8 protein-coding genes are annotated in these 18298 nt (G+C 49.9%); 5 read left to right on the top strand and 3 right to left on the bottom strand.

Annotation, left to right across the window (positions count from 1 at the left end; all coding sequences use genetic code 11):
- Positions 1-1726 precede the first annotated feature (1726 nt).
- From FT726_RS21610 to FT726_RS21600, 3 genes are all read right to left on the bottom strand, one after another.
- Positions 1727-2641 (bottom strand): Rpn family recombination-promoting nuclease/putative transposase, encoded by a 915-nt coding sequence (locus FT726_RS21610; RefSeq protein WP_034830591.1) that lies wholly within the window; start codon positions 2639-2641, stop codon positions 1727-1729.
- A gap of 79 nt (positions 2642-2720) precedes the next feature.
- Positions 2721-3494 (bottom strand): nucleotidyltransferase domain-containing protein, encoded by a 774-nt coding sequence (locus FT726_RS21605; protein WP_346303428.1) that lies wholly within the window; start codon positions 3492-3494, stop codon positions 2721-2723.
- A gap of 137 nt (positions 3495-3631) precedes the next feature.
- On the bottom strand, positions 3632-4663 hold the full coding sequence (locus FT726_RS21600; RefSeq protein ID WP_034830594.1) for a tyrosine-type recombinase/integrase: 1032 nt from the start codon (positions 4661-4663) through the stop codon (positions 3632-3634).
- 568 nt (positions 4664-5231) lie between these two features.
- On the opposite strand from FT726_RS21600, the gene FT726_RS21595 reads away from it, so the two are divergent.
- The 5 genes from FT726_RS21595 to FT726_RS21575 form a co-directional block, all read left to right on the top strand.
- The gene (locus FT726_RS21595) at positions 5232-6206 is read left to right on the top strand and encodes a DNA cytosine methyltransferase (RefSeq protein WP_346303427.1); all 975 of its coding nucleotides are present in this window, start codon (positions 5232-5234) and stop codon (positions 6204-6206) included.
- A 14-nt stretch (positions 6207-6220) separates the two neighbouring features.
- Positions 6221-8170 (top strand): ATP-binding protein, encoded by a 1950-nt coding sequence (locus FT726_RS21590; RefSeq protein WP_346303426.1) that lies wholly within the window; start codon positions 6221-6223, stop codon positions 8168-8170.
- A 1-nt stretch (position 8171) separates the two neighbouring features.
- Positions 8172-9323 carry a PP_RS20740 family protein gene (locus tag FT726_RS21585; protein WP_346303425.1) on the top strand — a complete coding sequence of 384 codons (1152 nt, stop codon included), beginning with the start codon at positions 8172-8174 and terminating at the stop codon, positions 9321-9323.
- Positions 9324-9988: 665 nt separating this feature from the next.
- Positions 9989-11653 carry a ShlB/FhaC/HecB family hemolysin secretion/activation protein gene (locus tag FT726_RS21580; RefSeq protein WP_346303424.1) on the top strand — a complete coding sequence of 555 codons (1665 nt, stop codon included), beginning with the start codon at positions 9989-9991 and terminating at the stop codon, positions 11651-11653.
- A gap of 12 nt (positions 11654-11665) precedes the next feature.
- Positions 11666-18298: filamentous hemagglutinin N-terminal domain-containing protein (locus tag FT726_RS21575; RefSeq protein WP_346303423.1), on the top strand; the 6633-nt coding region annotated here is incomplete at its 3' end.

Genomic DNA, 18298 nt, shown 5'->3' with positions numbered 1-18298 from the left:
AGATGTAGCTTATATTATTAATAATAAAGCTATACATTTGTTTGTAAAATACTCTTCTTGCTGTACGAGTAGGACATTCCTTTCAGGTTTTTCTACAGAAAAACATTATACGATGATAAGCATAACTGTCTAAATATAAGTCAAGGCATTTACATAGGCCCAAAAGGACAGATAGATACACTAAAAACTTTTTTTTAAAACAGAATCAGATGACATATAAACGTAGGTCACTTAAGCGCCTGATACCACGCATGGAACTGTTCTAGACCCAATACTCTAGGTATCTACATCACAGTCATTCACCCAGACGCTTTCACTTACTGACAGCTCTCAATTCCATCATACTTATCTTCACTAGACTTATTGCTCACAGAACAACCACACCGGTTCACAAACTGCTACACAATATAATTTAGCAACAACAACCATATACCAGTACTATAAGAACTAGTATATTTTAGTTGAAATTTTAAGTTAACTTTAAAATGTCCAAGTCTAAGCATTGTCCTCAGCCACGAATCCTTCTTTCGTCATTAAATCCTTCATTTCCATGATTTAAATTTATGGTTCCTTACATTACATTTACATAATTTATTTTCAAAAATCATATTTATGTTTATTTTTTTCACTGATTAAAATTTTAACATTTTAAAATTTTGAATACCAAAATATTCTGTATCTTTCAATTGCCTTTTTTAATTCATATATTATTTAAAAATACTATTGTGAATGTTAATTATTTAAAAGATTTTATGTTTTATTTTTCTCTCCTTCAATCGGAACCATATACACAATATTGTAATTAACATATTATTATACTATTTAGAATGTAAAGAAAACCACAAATCATAAAAAATATTTACAAAAATAAAAATTATAACAAAACATTCTTAGTGAAAGCTCATTTTCCTAACAAAACATTTAATTTTCCTAATTGAAAGTTTTAAGAATGATTGAAATGTCGATCATTTAGCATCATATGCACAAAATAATTTTCCAACAGATACAAATAAAATTAAACTTTTTTCTTAAAATGGTTTGATGAGATTAATAAGAAGTGAGGGTAATTTTAAACAAATGAATATGAGTGCGAGGGCCCTGGGATGGAGGCTTATATGGAAGTCATAAGCGTAAGGTAGAGACTGGAGCACGATGGGTAATGTTTTTGGAAAATTAGAGTGAGTAAATAGCTTCTTGATGAGACTAGGATACATGTGTCCCTCTGTGGACCATAAATAGTAAAAAATTATATAGGATTGGGAGAAGGGTATCAAAGGAGAAGGTGCAGCTTTTACAGATGCATAATAGGAAACACGAAAAATGTAAGAATGAAAATAGGACAATTTAATAAATCAATATTTAATACTGTACTTTGTGATACTACGCGTTTGTTGGTGTACTTTCAGAGGGCCCGTGTAATGAAGTGTTAAATTAAACCTGTACATTTTAAAAATGAATGTCACAAATTCAGATGAATCTCGCAATGTATTTTTTTCTGGTAATTTAATTAAAACATCCTCTCATTATTAATATTTAATATTACAAACTGGTCTTCCAATGTTCTTCTGCAATATAGTAAAGGCCCTCAACACTAGTGCGATGCAAGTGAGAGCGGTTTGAACGTTAATGAATTTCCCGAATATTTCAAAAACTTGAGAAAACACAGGCTACCAAAGCCAGAAAATCCTGACAGGGAGCCAGGGTATCAGACAGGGAATAAAAAGCCTTAATGACGAATTTTAGAAAGCTCTTCTTCAGACAGGCCTGTCATTTCTTTCACTGATGTCAAAGCCATGCCACTTTTGAGGAGTTTTTCAGCAATATCGACTCTGCTTTTATGCTCTCCCAGTTGCATACCTTTTTCGATACCTTTTTCGATACCTTTCTGTTCCAGCTGCTGTGCGATGGTCATCAGAGCCTCCTCATGCTGCGGCACTCTCTGTGCCAGATTACGTACAAAGGCTTCAGCGTCTTCAGTTTCGCCTGCCTGTATAAGGTAGTTTATCAGTGATATGAGTTGCTGTCCCGTCAGATGTCCGGTCAGCAGCGTTGTCGTAAGTCGATCGAGAAGCTCCGCCAGATCCCGTCGATGGATGTGCTTCTGAAGCAACGTCAGCGCTGCCATGCTGCGGTGATTCATAATCTCATCATCGGGTATAGCCGTAACGTCTACAAGTGGAAATGCCGTGCCGTATAACCTGGCAGCCATATCCGGATCGCTGAACTCCTGAAGCCAGTCTGTCGAATAGGGGTAAGGGCTTCGCCGACCGGTGTAAAACAGTACAGGGATCACCAGTGGAAGCTGCTTATGACCCGCATCAAGATGCCGCTGCATTGCCGCTATAGCGTAACGCATAAGACGAAACGCCATATGCCGATCGGGCGTAGACTGATGCTTAATCAGCACGTGGATATAGCCGTCACCACGGGTGGTTTTAACGCTGTAAAGCACGTCGCTGTAATAGGCGCGAAGGTTTTCTTCCACAAAACTGCCGGACTCAAGCCTTAGCGTGCTGAGGTCGCAAATGGCGCGAAACTCTGCCGGCACGTGTAGTTCGATAAAGTCGCGCGCCGTATCCGGGTGCGTCAGAAATGCTTTGAATGTCGCATCGTGTGGTGTCGGTGTTATTTTTTTACTCATGTTCCTGTAGTCCGTCAGCCAGACGTTCTTCCGCGTTGGAAGGAAAGTGTGCGCTTAAAAGGGAGCCAGCGAATGGTGATTACTGACATCGCGTGCTGTATTCAGCATTCAGCCAGTAAGCGAATGTCGAAATCCTGCTGGCAAAAGTCATGATATCGCCTCGCGGCCGCTGGCTGACACTCAGCAGGTAGTCCATTTCTTCCGCAAGAGCTAGATACCGATCATTAAATTTTGCGCAATGCTCTTCAAGCGTTGCCGGCCAGCCCGGATCATTGTCGTCTCTCAGAATGCTCGTCGAACGAATGGCCTTACGTGCTGCCGCCCGCTGTAGCGCATGTCGTTGCAAAGGCTCCAGTGAGGGCTTCATAAGAGAAATATAGCCATTCAGCACGATGAGAAAATCACCGTTAACGGCGACGGCAATGTCCCTGGAAGGTCTGAAAGGTTTAAAGCGTTCTCGCAGGTCTTCACCATACACGCAGACGCAGTGATGTTTCAGCCAGTAGCCCCAGCGATTCGCACTGGCAGGCAGCATCACCTCATCCAACACGCCCGGGTCGATATCAATTTTACTGATGACTGAATATTGCTGTTCCAGTTCTGCCTTAACAACCTGCATTTTGGCTGCAGTAAGGTCATCAAGTTCCCGCGTGAATATCACCGTAAGATCCAGGTCGGATAACGCCTCCCTGCCTGTGCCCTCAGCCAGGCTGCCATACACATATATGCTGTGGATCTGGTCAGGCATGTCTGAACTCAGCTTCTGCACCACGTCAGAAACCACTGGGGCGAAAGCAGGCTGAAAGCCGCTGAAGGCAGGTTCGGTGATGTATCCGTTTTTATCAACCGCCATTCTTTCTCCTTCGTGCTGTTAACGACATCCTTAGCTGAAGCCAGTAACGGAAGACGAATATTACCAGCCGCATCGAAAAATTTCATTCAGAGCATACGGCATACAGGTTCAGTCAGGCCTGTGCAGAAGGTATCCTGCTAATCATCATCATTTTCCATGAGCGCTACCATTGCGCCTCTATGAGCTTCGACCATACGGATATACCGCATAACCGTCTGGGTCTGAGTCCAGGTGCCTTCCTGCATGATCTGAGCGATCGAAATGCCCTTTCTGGCCATATCCTGCGCGGCCCCGACGCGCGCGCTGTGACCACTCCAGCTGGAATAGCGTCCCTTGTTCGTTTTCAGGGGTGTTTTTGCACCCGCCTGATGTCTTGCGCGGCGCCAGATATCTTCCAGGCAGGGCGCACTCATGGGCACTTCAGATACTGACGTAATTTTGTTAGACCGGTGTACCGGGCAGAAGAGTACCGCATCGGGTTCACCCGCCAGACCGGCGGCGTTTATCCATTCCATCAGCCGCTCAGATGAGCGTGAACTGAGCGCCTTGACGATGCCGCCGGACTGGAGAATGGTCTTGGTCCAGCCGACGTCGAGGATAATGCGACCGTCGGCCGACCGGGTAATGTCACGCACCCGCAGACGGGACAGCTCACTCATACGCAGCAACGTACCGTAAGCCACGTGCATGAAGGCGAGGTCCCGCAGGTGCTGAAGCCGGGGTGAATGCTTCCATGCCGCATCGAGGCGATTCAGGTCCGGCCGGCAGAAGGGGACCGCCTGCCCGGTGCGCTCGCCGGAAACGATGGCCGTACGATTAATTTTCTTTTTAGCACGCACTACGTCAGGCGATACCGTTGGCGGCACCAGCCCGGCGTTACGGTGTAACATTGACATCAGCGCGGCGTGCACCGAGATGGTCGAGGTTGACCGTCCGATGGCCTGGAGGTGAAACAGGTAGTCCTGCATGTCCTCCGGCGACATCGGCAGAAATGAACGGCTGTTTTCCTGCGACCAGCGCCAGCAGATCCGCATCACGCTCAGAAGCTGGCGCCACGTATTAGGTGAGAAAGCCTCGCGGTGCCGGACAAAGGCGGCCAGCTTCGCGGTGAGATCGTCACCGGCGCTGCCGCAGAGGGCCACGCCGGTAAAACCGGATATATCGTTCATGTCTGCTCAGTATTTGCCCGTTTTGATGACGGCATCGCTACGTGAATTCTGAAGAAAGAGCAGGGCAAATGCCCGCCAGATTTCACGTAGCGATGCCGGAGTTTTAACCGCCAGCGACCGGCCCCGCTCAGCTGCGCAGCGTTCGGTTCTAGCCGTATCGTATAAATGGCCGTTGAGCTCAGGATCCGGCCCGGATCCGCATGATACAGGGGTTTTTAGGGTTTGTCTGGACTTATATAAGCTTTATTATATAAGGTTAGAAACGATGGCTTGAACGAAAGCTGTGATAGGAGCGGGGAAGACCTACTTTCGGTTAGACCTATTATATGAAGTTATGGTCTTACTCTATGATCTAATAGTGGCCGGATCATGATCAATAGAGAAGCTGGCAAAATTTAATCTTTTAACTATCTGATTTTTAACGATAATCACACCTTTAGATTAAGCCGGATGAGGTAACTAAAGGAAGAAAATTTGATTTCATGAGGTGACCATTGTTTTGAACTAAGCATGGATAAAAAAAATGTAGTTGATACAATACGAAAAATATTTTTCTTTTGAGGTCAATGTGCAAGTACTAAGTCTATTCTGTGGAGCCGGTGGGCTAGATCTAGGTTTCAAGTCAGAGGGCTATAAAATACGCCTTGCCATTGATAGTTCGGTTGCAGCAATTGCGACACACATGCATAACTTTCCCAAAAGCGTTTCCATTCAAGCTGATGTAATCGAATTAGGTAAAGAAGGGCTAGTAGCACTATGTGAAAAATTTTTAAAAAAAGATGAACCTTTAGGTATTATTGGGGGACCACCATGTCAAGGATTTTCGCGAAGTAACATAAAATCTGAGAGTAACGATCCGCGAAATAAGCTTGCATTAATATATATTGATTTCATTGATGAATTAAAAAAAATTTATGATGTGAATTTCATTGTTTTTGAAAATGTGTTGGGATTAAAAGATAAGAAACATATTCACACTTACAACAGCATAATTGAAAACCTTGAGTGCATTGGCTTTAATGTAAATTCGTTTGTACTTAACGCTAAGGATTTTGGTGTTCCACAAGACAGGAAAAGGGTAATAATAATTGCATTAAAAAACAAGCCCGATGCAAGCATGGAATTTGTAGAAAAAATATCAAAATTAAAAACAGTCAAAGATACTATTTATGGGTTGCCAGAGCCAACATACTTTAGTAGAAGTTTGACTTCAAGCGAAATAATCCATCATCCAAATCATTGGACAATGGTTCCAAAATCAAAAAAATTTAAAGACAGCTCTTTGTTAGAGAGTAAGACTAGAAGCTTCAGGGTTATTTCTTGGGACAAGCCAAGCCCTACGATAGCGTACGGTAATAGAGAGATTCATGTACATCCAAATAAGAATAGAAGGCTTTCTATATACGAATCAATGTTATTACAAGGCTTTCCGAAAAGCTTTGAACTAAAAGGTACGTTTTCACAGCAAGTGACTCAGATTTCGAATGCAGTACCACCCCCTATGGCCAAAATTATTGCTAAAAAGATAAAAATAACGGGTTAAAGGAGAATCCAGAGATGAGCATAGAATTAAAAGATGAAGAGATCAGAATAGCAACATCTATAAGAGAAAACCGGGAAAGAGTTGAAACAGCAGTTTTGAGTACTGATGAGAGAGTCCTTGCAAGGGTGACTGATGGAATATATAGACAACCTGGTTCTGCTCTTAGAGAGTTAATCTCAAATGCCTATGATGCAGACGCAACGCAAGTAATAGTTCGCACGGATGAGCCTAGATTTAATACTATGTCCATTGAAGACAATGGTAATGGTATGAGTCCGGATGTTTTATCATACTTGATTCATCACATCGGCGGAAGTGCCAAAAGAAATCAGTTAGGAGCTCAAAGGGGGGTCACTTCAAATGATGATTTTAATAGAAGCCCTAATGGAAGAAAACTTATTGGTAAAATTGGCATAGGACTTTTCTCTGTTGCACAACTTACACAAAGCTTTCAAATAATCACCAAAAAAAAAAGTGATGATTTTAGATCTATAGCAACTGTTTCACTTACTCAATTTGCAGAAAACATCAATTTAACAGCCGATAAAAAAGAATATAAAAGTGGTGTAGTAAAACTTTGGACTGAAAAAGCGTCTGATATAGACACCCATGGTACAACTATTATACTTAATAAAATTCGACCACAGACTAGAGAAACTTTACAAAGTAAACAGATGTGGGATGGCGTCGTATCAAGTATACAAGAGTCTGAAGAAAATGGTGCTCTACCTATAGAACCGCCTAAATATCATATCGGATTGATGGCTGATGAATATAATATAAACGACTTAGGGAGTAAGAGTCGGAGTTTACCTTGGGATCTGCATGATGATCCTAAAGAAGCATTTAAAAAGTTATCAAGATCAGTTTTGGATCTTAAAGGTCGTACAAATGTACAGATTAGCAGGGATTTTGATTATTACTTAAAAATGGTATGGGATATTGCATTAAGCATTCCCGCAAAATATGTTGAAAAAAGCATATACGAAATTCCTTATGAAGATCAATTTTATCCTTATGAAATTTCTAATAGTCCAAAAGGTCAAGCAATTGCAATTGATTTAAATACTGGCGACACACTAGCTAATTATTTTAAAAAAGAACCTAGCGAAGATGATTTCGAAGTCATGATTGATAATCTTCAATTATCTCGTCCTATTTTGTTTGAAAAATTGCCAGTTAGTGAGCATGCTTTAAAAAAGCCAATGATTTTTGTAGGTAATTTTGAAGCATCATTTGAAGGTAAATCAACTACTTTTACTGCAGGTCCTCTTAGATTCCATGCTTATCTTTTTTGGAATTCTAAAATTAGCCCAGTCGAGCATCAAGGTTCATTAATTAGAATTAACAATGCAAGTGGAACTCTCTTTGATGAAAATTTCATGCGTTACCAAGTACAAGAGATCACGCGAAAAAGGCAGGTTACTTGTGAAATTTTTATTGAAGAAGGCCTAGATAGTGCACTTAATATTGATCGTGAATCGTATAACTTCTCTCATCCTCATATAGTCATTTTAACAAAATGGCTGCATAATGCATTTCGTCAATTAACAAATGCCAACAAAGCATTATCGAAAAAGGTGAGAGAAGCTACAAACGACTCACGCCAAGTACAAGTTAAGGGCCAGATAAAGAGTATTGTTACTAAAGCATGGGCAGATGCAGGTAATGATGAGTATCAGAGTCCACCTTCCGTTTCCTTTGAGAATGAAAAAAGTGTAAGTATAACTAAAAATTCTACTGACTATGTACTTAATCTTGAATCGAGGCTTTCCCCTGAAAAAAATACAATGCCTGAAAGAAATCAGTCTAGTTTCAGCAAGGGAATTAGTGGAATTAATGCTGAGAAAGTAAAAGCAATAACAGCAATCCTAGCAAGTTACGGCCTGCTTGACAAAATACCAAAAAACAAAATAGACCAAATGATCTACTCTATATATGAAGTCATTGTGGCGGAGGATTAATATGGAAATGCATGAATCTTTCGACGAAGGTCTATTTGATGGCTTGATGGAAGAGCCAGCATCACGGAAAACGAAGAAGACATTTAAACCTTGGCATAATCCAAGAAAGCAATTGGTAAGGAAAGAACAATGGATTTACTTTACATCCAAATTTTTAGCCAGAATTCTTTCAGAAAGAACAACATTAAAGTACTTCAGTTTGCCCGGGGATGACCTTTTAGACGTAAGAGTATTCCATGATTCAATCTGTCAACCGAAAAAAATAAAACTGAATTTCGTTGGCTTCAATGACCACACATCTGATCCTGAACGAGAACAAGATGCTCATCTCTCATTAACTGAAGTTCGTGCTATGCCATTTATTGATAAGGAATCCGTTTATCATGAAAATAATGTGCTACATGTAGGTTTATTTAGATCTTTAGCATATACCCGTATGAAAGATCATGGCGATTATGATGTTATTAATCTGGATTTTTGCGACAGCATTACGTCCTGTGACCCAACTAAAAATGAAGAAAGTCATTATCACCTACTCAAGAATGTCATTAACATTCAGAGATCTAGGGACGAGCCCTGGCTTCTTTTTATAACAACTCGAGTCGGAGTTGATCATATTCACCCTGATGTTTTAGAGCTTCTTACGTCTTGTTATGAGGAAAATCTAGAAGACATCAAATTCAAAGAAGAATCCATAAAAAAATATGGGGTCTCAAATAGGGAAGAACTGAATCAGGCTTTAACTAAACCTGATTTGTTTAACAAACTTATTTGCATTGCAATCTGCAAATGGCTTTTGAATCAAGCTTTGTCTTCAAAACCACAAGTAACAGTAAAAGTTCTTGACGCAATGGAATACAAAGTTTATCCCAATGCTACACATGCTGATATGATATCATTTGCTTTATATTTTGAACCTCATCCTGATAAAGACACTGATAAAATCGGTCTCGCTCCTGTGATGAAACAGCATCAGAAATTCAAAGAACCTGAAGTTTCTCTTCCTTACTTACACAGGTTTAGTGTAACAACTAATTGTGATGAATGGCTTACGAATGACGCAGCTAAAAAAGATAATGTTATTGAGGAGTCTTTACAACTTTTAGAGTCAGCTCGATACGATACTACGCTTTACGTTGCAAGCTTTTCCTGATTTTTTTGGCTAGGATAATTTTCTAGCCAACTAATTAGTTTTTTAAAAGTGCAGAATAAAGATAAAAGAGCACTAAGGTGCGGAAATATTTAACATAATTATGATGTTCTGAACTTAGAGTTTTAGCGAAGCTGATTAGCCCGCCATTTTGAGTGCCTTCCGGCCGTAAGTGGCCAGTAAATGCCAGACGCTGTTTAAGCTAGCAATGGCGTTGCTCACGAGGAGAGGTATGCGCAGGCATGCACCTGCACTCGCGCGATCCCCGACAATTCACCGCTACGATACAGTAATGACCGCCAGAACCACACCCTAGTCGAAGCCTGGGCACCCTGAAGAACTGATACCCTCCGGGTAGGACTCAATTTGCTGATCTCAGAGATGCTTTCGCTTCGGATTTACTAATCAATTAGGGGCGCTGCGCGCTTAATTTCAATGCAGGCGCTAATAGGAGCGAAGCAAATAGTACAGAGAAATATTTGCTGTTGTCTGCAACCTAAAACTACAAACTTTATATTTGACTTAGTCGAGGAAATAACCCTGCGCTAAGGTAAAAAATAGTTCCATTCTCGTTTTATAGCGCCATCAGGAACTTTCTGATTGTTTAGGTGATATTCTGCGCAAACAAGCTTACAAAACATTTACAATCAATTTCACTTAAGTCTTTTATGATGGCACATACAGGGAAGTTACTGGCGCTTTGCGTCAGTTTATTAACTGCTTCAGCAGTCGCGGCACCGTTAAATCCGGGCGATCGCGACTATATCCAGAATCAGCAGCAACAGCGTCTGCAGCAGGACCAGAACCAGCGCGACGCGCTGTGGAACGCAGTCAGCCCTCAGGCCGCTCCTGATGGCGGTTTAAGTGCATCCGGCCCGTGCTTCCCCGTCCATCATATCGTTATCCGCAATGCGTCTTTACTCTCACAGAGCCAGCAGCAGAATATAACCGCACCCTATTTAGACCGCTGCCTGAACTTAACGGAAATTAATTCGCTGGTCCACGCCATTTCAGACTGGTATATGCAGCGCGGCTATATTACCAGCCGCGCGTTTTTAACCGAACAGGACTTATCTTCCGGTGAGCTGGTTATTCCGGTGCTGGAAGGGAAGCTCGACGAAATACGCCTCGACGGTCAGCACCCGCGCGCGCTGTTAATGGCGTTCCCCGGCCTTGAAGGAAAGATACTTAATCTGCGCGACATTGAGCAGGGCATGGAGCAGATTAACCGCGTGCGCACGACGCCGGTGCAGATTGAAATTCAGCCGTCGCCCAAAGCGGGTTATTCCGTCGTGAACCTCACGGCAAAACCAGAGTATCCGCTCAGCGCCTCGCTGGGCTTTGATAACAGCGGACAGAAGAGTACCGGCACCGGCCAGCTGAACGCCTCGCTCACCGGGAACAACCTGCTGGGCCTCGCCGACCGCTGGTTTATCAGCGGCGCGCGCAGCAGTGCCTTCAGCCAGTGGCGCGACGCGCAGAGCCTTCAGGCGGGCGTCAGCGTGCCGTACGGCTACGGTCTGCTCGACTACAGCTACAGCTGGAGCAGCTACCACAGCAGCTTCATCAACAATGATTTCACCTGGCTCAGTAACGGTGACAACGTCGCGCACCGCCTGAACGGCTCCTGGGTGCTGTTCCGCAACGGGGACATCAAAACCGGCGTGCAGCTTGGCCTGAACCACTACACCAGCCACAACTTCCTCAATAACACGCTGCTCACCAGCAGCAGCCGCAAAATCACCAGCCTGCAGCTCGGGCTGAACCATACGCAGAAAATCTTCGGCGGCGTGGCCACGCTCAACCCGGCCTTCAGCCGCGGCATGCCGTGGTTTGATGCCGAAAGCGATGCGGGCAAAACAGGCGACCTGCCGAAAGCGCAGTTCCGCAAGTGGAGCCTTAGCGGCAGCTTCCAGCGTCCGCTGACGAACAGCCTGTGGTGGCTCAGCAGCGTGTACGCCCAGTGGTCGCCGGACCGGCTCTACGGCAGCGAGCGCCTAACGCTCGGAGGCGAAAGCTCGGTGCGCGGCTTTAAGGAGCAGTACCTCTCCGGCGACGCCGGGGGCTATCTGCGCAACGAGCTGGACTACAGCCTGTTCACGCTGCCGGTCATTGGCGAGGTCAGCGCGCTGGCCGCCGTCGACGGCGGCTGGCTGAAGAGCGACGTGCAGAACCGCGAGTCCACCGGCACGCTGTGGGGCAGCGCGATGGGTATCAGCACCCGCAGCCGCTATTTCTACACCCAGTACACCGTCGGCATTCCGCTCAGCTATCCCGGCCACCTTCAGCCGGATCACGTCAGCATTTATGCCCGCGTCGGGCTGGTTTTCTAAGAGGCAAAGATTATGGACGATCGTCAACCCGTTTCCCTCGCCCGTCGCGCGCTGAGCTATCTCATCTGTTATCTGGTGGCGGTGCAGCCCATGCTGCCGGTCGCCGCCGCACAAATCACCCCGGTGACGCCCGGCACGAAGCTGGATGCGGCGGGCAACGGCGTGCCGGTGGTCAACATCGCCACGCCCAACGCAGCCGGCGTCTCGCACAACCAGTACCAGCAGTACAACGTCGGCCAGGAAGGGCTGATCCTTAACAATGCCACCGGCCAGCTCAATCAGACGCAGCTCGGCGGCCTGATCCAGAACAACCCCAACCTGAAAGCCGGGCACGAAGCGCAGGCGATCATCAACGAAGTGACGGGCGCGAACCGCTCTCAGCTGCAGGGCTATACCGAGGTGGCGGGCAAAGCGGCCAACGTGATGGTGGCAAACCCCTACGGCATCACCTGTAACGGCTGCGGCTTTATCAACACGCCGAACGTCACGCTGACCACCGGGAAGCCGCAACTGGATGCAAACGGCAACCTCTCTTCGCTGGAAGTCACGAAGGGCTCGGTCACCGTCGAAGGTAAGGGGCTGGACGGCAGCGGCGCCGACGCGGTGTCGATCGTCGCGCGCGCCACCGAGATCAACGCCGGGATCCACGCGAAAGATCTGTCCGTCACCGTGGGGGCCAACCGCGTGGGCGCGGACGGTTCAGTCACGCCGATAGCGGGAGAGGGCGCGGCGCCGTCGGTGGCAGTCGATACCGGCGCGCTGGGCGGCATGTACGCCAACCGTATTCATCTGGTGTCCGGCGAAAAAGGCGTAGGGGTCAACCTTGGCAACCTCGCCGCGAAGCAGGGTGATATTCAGCTGGATGCGAGCGGTAAGCTGACGCTCAGTAACAGCCTGAGCAGTGGCGCGCTGACGGCGAATGGCGCATCGGTTGCGCTGAACGGTGATAACAAAGCCACCGGGCAAATCACCGTCACCGCACAGCAGAATGCCTCGCTGGGGCAGGGAACCCTGGTCAGTGATGCCGGGATCGCCGTGACGGCGAAGGGCAATCTGACCACCGGCGGCACCAGCCTGACGGCAGGTCGTGACATCCGGCTGAGCGGGGTGACTCTGACTGCGGATCAATCCACCCGCGCCAACGCCGGCAGTAGCATTCATCTTCAGGCTCAGAACCACATCAGCAACGGCGGTCAGTTCACCGCAGCTGACAGCCTTTCCGCCGATACCCGCCAGCTGAACAACAGCGGCGCGCTGGCCGCGAGTACCATCAGCGTCAAAGCGGGTACGTTACAGAACAGTAAGGGCGCGAGCGTCGCCGCGACCCGCAGCCTGACGACGGTGAGCGACAGCCTTCTCAATCAGGGCGTGTTCTCTGCGCCGGTGCTGGATATCAGCAGCGCTCAGACCGATAACAGCGGCATGCTGCAGGGCACCAGTGCGTTCAGCTTCAGCGGCAGCAGCCTGAACAATCTCAGCGGCGGCACCCTCAGTTCCAATAATGCCTTCGCGCTCAACCTGCCGGATCTCAGTAACAGCGGCCTCATCAGCAGCGGTGCCGCGCTGACGCTGCGCGGCGACAGGCTGAGTAACGCGGGCGAAATTAACGCGGCAGACCTCAGCGTGTTTAACGCGGCAGTGCTGAACCAGTCGGGCGGTTCGCTGCTCGCAGGGCAGGCGTTGCAGCTGAACAACCAGCAGCTCACCAACGAGGGGAAAATGGCCGCCGTCGGGCTGACCCTCAACAGCGACACCATCAGTAACAGCGGCACGCTGCAGGCAAAACAGACGCTGCAGATGCAGAGCCGGCAGCTGACTAACACCGGGACCATACTCAGTGAAGACCAGCTGACGCTGGATACCGCCGGGCTTAATAACGCGGGTTCACTTCAGGGCCGGCTGATGAATGTCAGCGCAGACAACTGGCTGAACAGCGGCAAGGTGCTGAGCCTGGCGGAAGGGACGTTAACAACAGGCAGCCTGAACAACACCGGCAGCCTATTCAGCCAGCAGGCGCTGCAGCTCAGCAGCGGTGAAACCGACAACAGCGGCCTGATTCAGGGGACGACGGCGCTCCGCTTCAGCGGTCAGCGCCTCACGAACCTGGCAGACGGCACCGTCAGCTCTGATAACAGTTTCGGGCTCGATCTGCCGGAGCTGAACAACGCCGGGCTGATTTCCAGCGGTGCGGCCCTGAACCTGAGCGGCGGCACGCTGACCAACGCCGGAGAAATCAGCGCCACTGATATCACCGCAGACAACGACACTCTCAGCAATCAGCAGGGTAGCCTGCTGCTGGCGGATAACGCCGTTCAGCTGAAAAACGGCAGTCTTTCCAATGCCGGGCAGATAGCCGCCGGCCAGCTTGATATCAGCAGTACCACCGTGGAGAACAGCGGCACGCTGCAGGGTAAACAGTCGCTGCAGGCGACAGGACAGCAACTGACCAACAGCGGAACCGTGCTGAGCGGCGGTCAGCTGACGCTGAAGCAGGACCGGCTGGATAACCGCGGTCAGATGCAGGGTCAGCAACTTGACCTGACGGCAGGCGACTGGCAGAACAGCGGCAATGCGCTGAGTGAAGGGGATGCAACCATTGCTGCCGGCACGTTAACTAACAGCGGCAGGATACTGGGCCAGCAGCACATCGGGATAACGGGGAGTACCGACAACAGCGGCTGGCTGCTCGCGCAGGCGCTGACGCTGCAGGGGGTTCTGGTCAACAGCGGACTGATGCAGGGAACCAGTGCCCTGACGCTGAAGGGCGATACGCTCGTCAATAAAGGCAACGGGCAATTACTGACGGCCGGCAAGGCAGGCGTGCAGGGCTCATCGCTGAACAACCAGGGCAGCATCCAGGCCGATCAGCTCGACCTGAAACTGGAAAGCTGGCAGAACGCCGGCAGCGCGCGTGCGGGTTCTCAGCTCAGCGCGAACGTGAGTGGCGCGCTGGATAACAGCGGAAAGCTGATAAGCGAACAGGGGATGAACCTGCTCAGCAACCAGCTCAGTAACAGCGGGACGCTGGCAGCAGACCACCTGACCCTCATGGCACCCCGGCTGACTAACTCAGGCCTGCTTCAGGGCAACAGCGCGCTCTCGCTCAGCAGCGCGGACATCACGAATACCGCCACCGGTGAGCTGATCACCGGTGATTCACTTTCCCTTACGCCTGTCACGCTCACCAACGCCGGCCTGCTGCAGGTGGCTGGCGACCTGAGTCTGACCGGACACCGTGTCAGCAACAGTGGTCGCATCACGGCAACCAGTCTGAACGCAAATCTGGACGGGACGCTGGACAACAGTGCGGATGGATTGCTGCTGGCACAGCAGCAGGCCGATCTTCAGGTCAACACCCTGAATAATGCGGGTACTATCGCCGCGCAGCAGGTCAAAACCTCTGGCGCGAAGCTGCTGAACAAGGGCCTGCTGCAGGGTGACGCGCTGCTGAGCGCAGAGTTTTCCCGGTTCGATAACCTGCTTCACGGGCAGCTTGTCAGCGGTGGCGAACTCTCCCTGAAGGGAGGGACGGCCAGTAACGCAGGCGTGTGGCAGGGCAAAAACCTTGGCTATCACTTCACCTCACTCTCCACCAGCGGCACCATCAACGGCACCGGTTCCCTGAGCGGCACCTCGGACACGCTGCTGGACAACAGCGGCAGCCTGCTGTCCGCTGGAGATGCCAGCGTATCAGCCGGCAGCCTGACGAACAGCGGAAAGATAATGGCGGACAGCCTCACGCTTCGCGGCGATTCGCTGAGTAATCAGGGGCTGTGGCAGGGCACGACGGCACTGGATGCGCAGGCGTCTGACCGTCTGACACAGTCCGCGGGGGGGCAGACTCTGACCGGGGGAGCGCTGCGGCTGAATGCGGGCACGCTGGAGACCTCCGGTACGCTGCAGGGTGAGGGTGTACAAATCACAGCGGGAAGCTGGCAGCATCAGGGATCGCTCCTGAGCGGCGCTGACCTCACGACATCGGTCAGCGGGGAGCTGAATAATCAGGGTGAGCTGCTGTCTCAGGGTGCCGCGCAGATTGACGCACGGAATCTGAATAACAGCGGCAAACTGCTGGCAGAGAAAGACGTCACGCTCAGCGGCAGTTCGCTTAACAACAGCGGTACGGTGCAGGGTGATACGCTCGCCATCCGCCCCGCCAGCGTCACCAATCAGGGCAGCCTGATTGGCCTTAAGTCACTCACTCTCGGCCCGGCACCCATCCAGGGGTTCCGCCTGCTTGCCGTTCAGGCTCAGCCCGCGCGCGTGCTGATGAACAATGCCGGCGGCCAGCTGCTGACGCAGGGCACGCTGCACATCAGCGGTGACGCCGTGACGAATAACGGCACCTGGCAGGGACAGCAGATCCTGCTGGATGCCACAAGCCTCGCGAATGGCGGCGCCATTCAGAGCGCCGGCGACCTGCAGCTGAACCTGAGCGACACGCTCACCTCCGGGGCGGGCAGCAAAATCTCGGCTAATGGCACCGCCGCGCTCAATGCGCTGAGTTTCACCAGTCAGGGGCAGTGGATTGCCCGCAACCTCACGTTAAGGGGCTCGACGCTGAACAACAGCGGTGAGATTTCGGGCGTGGAAGGCCTGACCACCACCCTGACGGGTACGCTGACGCAGCAGCAAAACGCAGCGCTGCTGAGCGGTGGCACGCTGGACTTACATGCGGCCACCGTGGATAACGCGGGCCGCATGCAGGGTAAGGACCTGTTACTCAGCAGCGGCGGCGTCACCAACAGCGGGCGCCTGCAGGGCGACAACAGCCTGCAGCTCAACGCCGGCGGACGCCTCACCAATAACGCCAGCGGCACGCTGCTCAGTCAGAACGGCCTGACGCTGACCGCGCCCGAACTCTATAACTACGGCGTGATTCAGGGCGCCACCAGCCGTATTACCACCAGCGGCCTGGCCAGTAACAGCGGCAAACTACTTTCTTCGGCGGATCTCACGCTCAACGCGCCACAGCTGGTCAACAGCGGCTGGCTGCAGGCTTCGCAGCTGGTCCTCAATGCGACCAGCGCCAGCAACAGCGGCACGCTGATGGCAGACCAGCAGGCGACACTCACCGGCAACAGCCTGCAGAACCAGGGCACCGCGCAGGGCGGGAACCTGACGGTAAACTACGCGCAACTCAACAACAGCGGCACGCTGCTCGGCGCAAATCAGCTGAATGTCAAAGCGACAAATGTAACACAGCAGGCCGCGGGTAAGCTGTTCAGCGGCGGCAATCTGCTGCTGGAAAGCACAGGGTTTGATCAGCTCGGACAGGTGGTGGCGCTGGGCGACGCGACGCTGAAACTGATTAACGGCTTCACCGCGCGCAACATCCTGGCCGCAGGCAACCGTCTCAGCATCAGCAGCAATGGCGCTGTCGACAACCAGGGTACGCTACAGGGGCAGGCACTGACGCTGAGTGCAGGCGGTGACCTGACGAACAACGGCCAGATCACCACCGGCACCGGCGACAGCAGCCTGAGCGGCAATCGCATCACGATGAACGGCGCAGGCACGCTGCAGGGGGGAGGCAATGTCGCGCTGACCAGCCGCAGCGACGTAGCGCTTAACGGCTTTACCGGTACGAGCGGCAACCTCACCATCACCTCACCGGGCAGCATTGTGAACACCGCGCTGCTGTATGCCGGGCAGAAACTTTATCTTTACGCCAACAGTATCCGAAACCAGCAGGGGAATATCCTTGCAGGCAATAATCTCCAGATGCAGAAAGATGCAGCGGGCAATCAGACCGCTGAAATCATCAATACCTCGGGCACAATTGAAACAATCTCTGGTGACATCCAGTTAAACACGCGCCATTTGACCAACCAGTGGCTGTCAATTCAACCCGGCACAACCACCACAGAAAATCTGGCGAACAGCTTCACGTCACCTCAACCCGGCACCTATGCGATTCCCTATACGTTCTTTTCGCCGGACCAGGTCAGATTTCTGAATTTTGGATTTAGAATTATTGGTGATCAAAATCGTGTTCTCGCCGGTACGATTGCCGATCTGCGCGACGGGATAACTCAAACTGAAGTCGCGGTTTCCCGCGTGAATTCATCAACAGTAACGTCAGGAACTGCCGGGAGAATCAGTGCTGGAGGAAACTTAACGGGCACCGCGCAGACATTAGATAACCTGGGTAGTTATTTGCTGGCAGGGAAATCTTTATCTCTTTCCGGAACAACATTAAATAACCAATCATATCTTTCAGGCAGTCAGACGGTTTACAGAACCTATACGCTGGACCCGGCCAACAATGCGGTGGCCACTTATAAAAAGATGCCAACGAGTGTTCCTGGTTACTCTTACAGTGACAAACTTTACCCTAAACCAGATTTATTTGTTGATACGATCAACTTTACCGCTACAGATAGTTATCGCACAGAAGGCACCACTGCCATTCGCGGTGTTATTCAGGCTAATGGTAACGTCAGCGCGAATTTTACCACTGTCGTTAATAACAGTGAATCGAGCGATGTTCGTGGCACCATAACGCCAACGCTTAACGCTCCCCCGATAGCCAGTCTGGCTCACGTTGAGCTCAGCAATGGGTTGCCACGTCTTGGTCTTGAGAAAGCCTCAGCCGTTGCAGTGGGCAGCCCTGACTGGGTCGATCAGGTTTCACGTGCGGTG

Origin of the sequence: Pantoea sp. Morm (genome assembly GCF_016643525.1) — a bacterium.
Lineage (GTDB): Bacteria > Pseudomonadota > Gammaproteobacteria > Enterobacterales > Enterobacteriaceae > Pantoea > Pantoea dispersa.
This window is presented reverse-complemented; position numbering and strand designations above follow the sequence as displayed.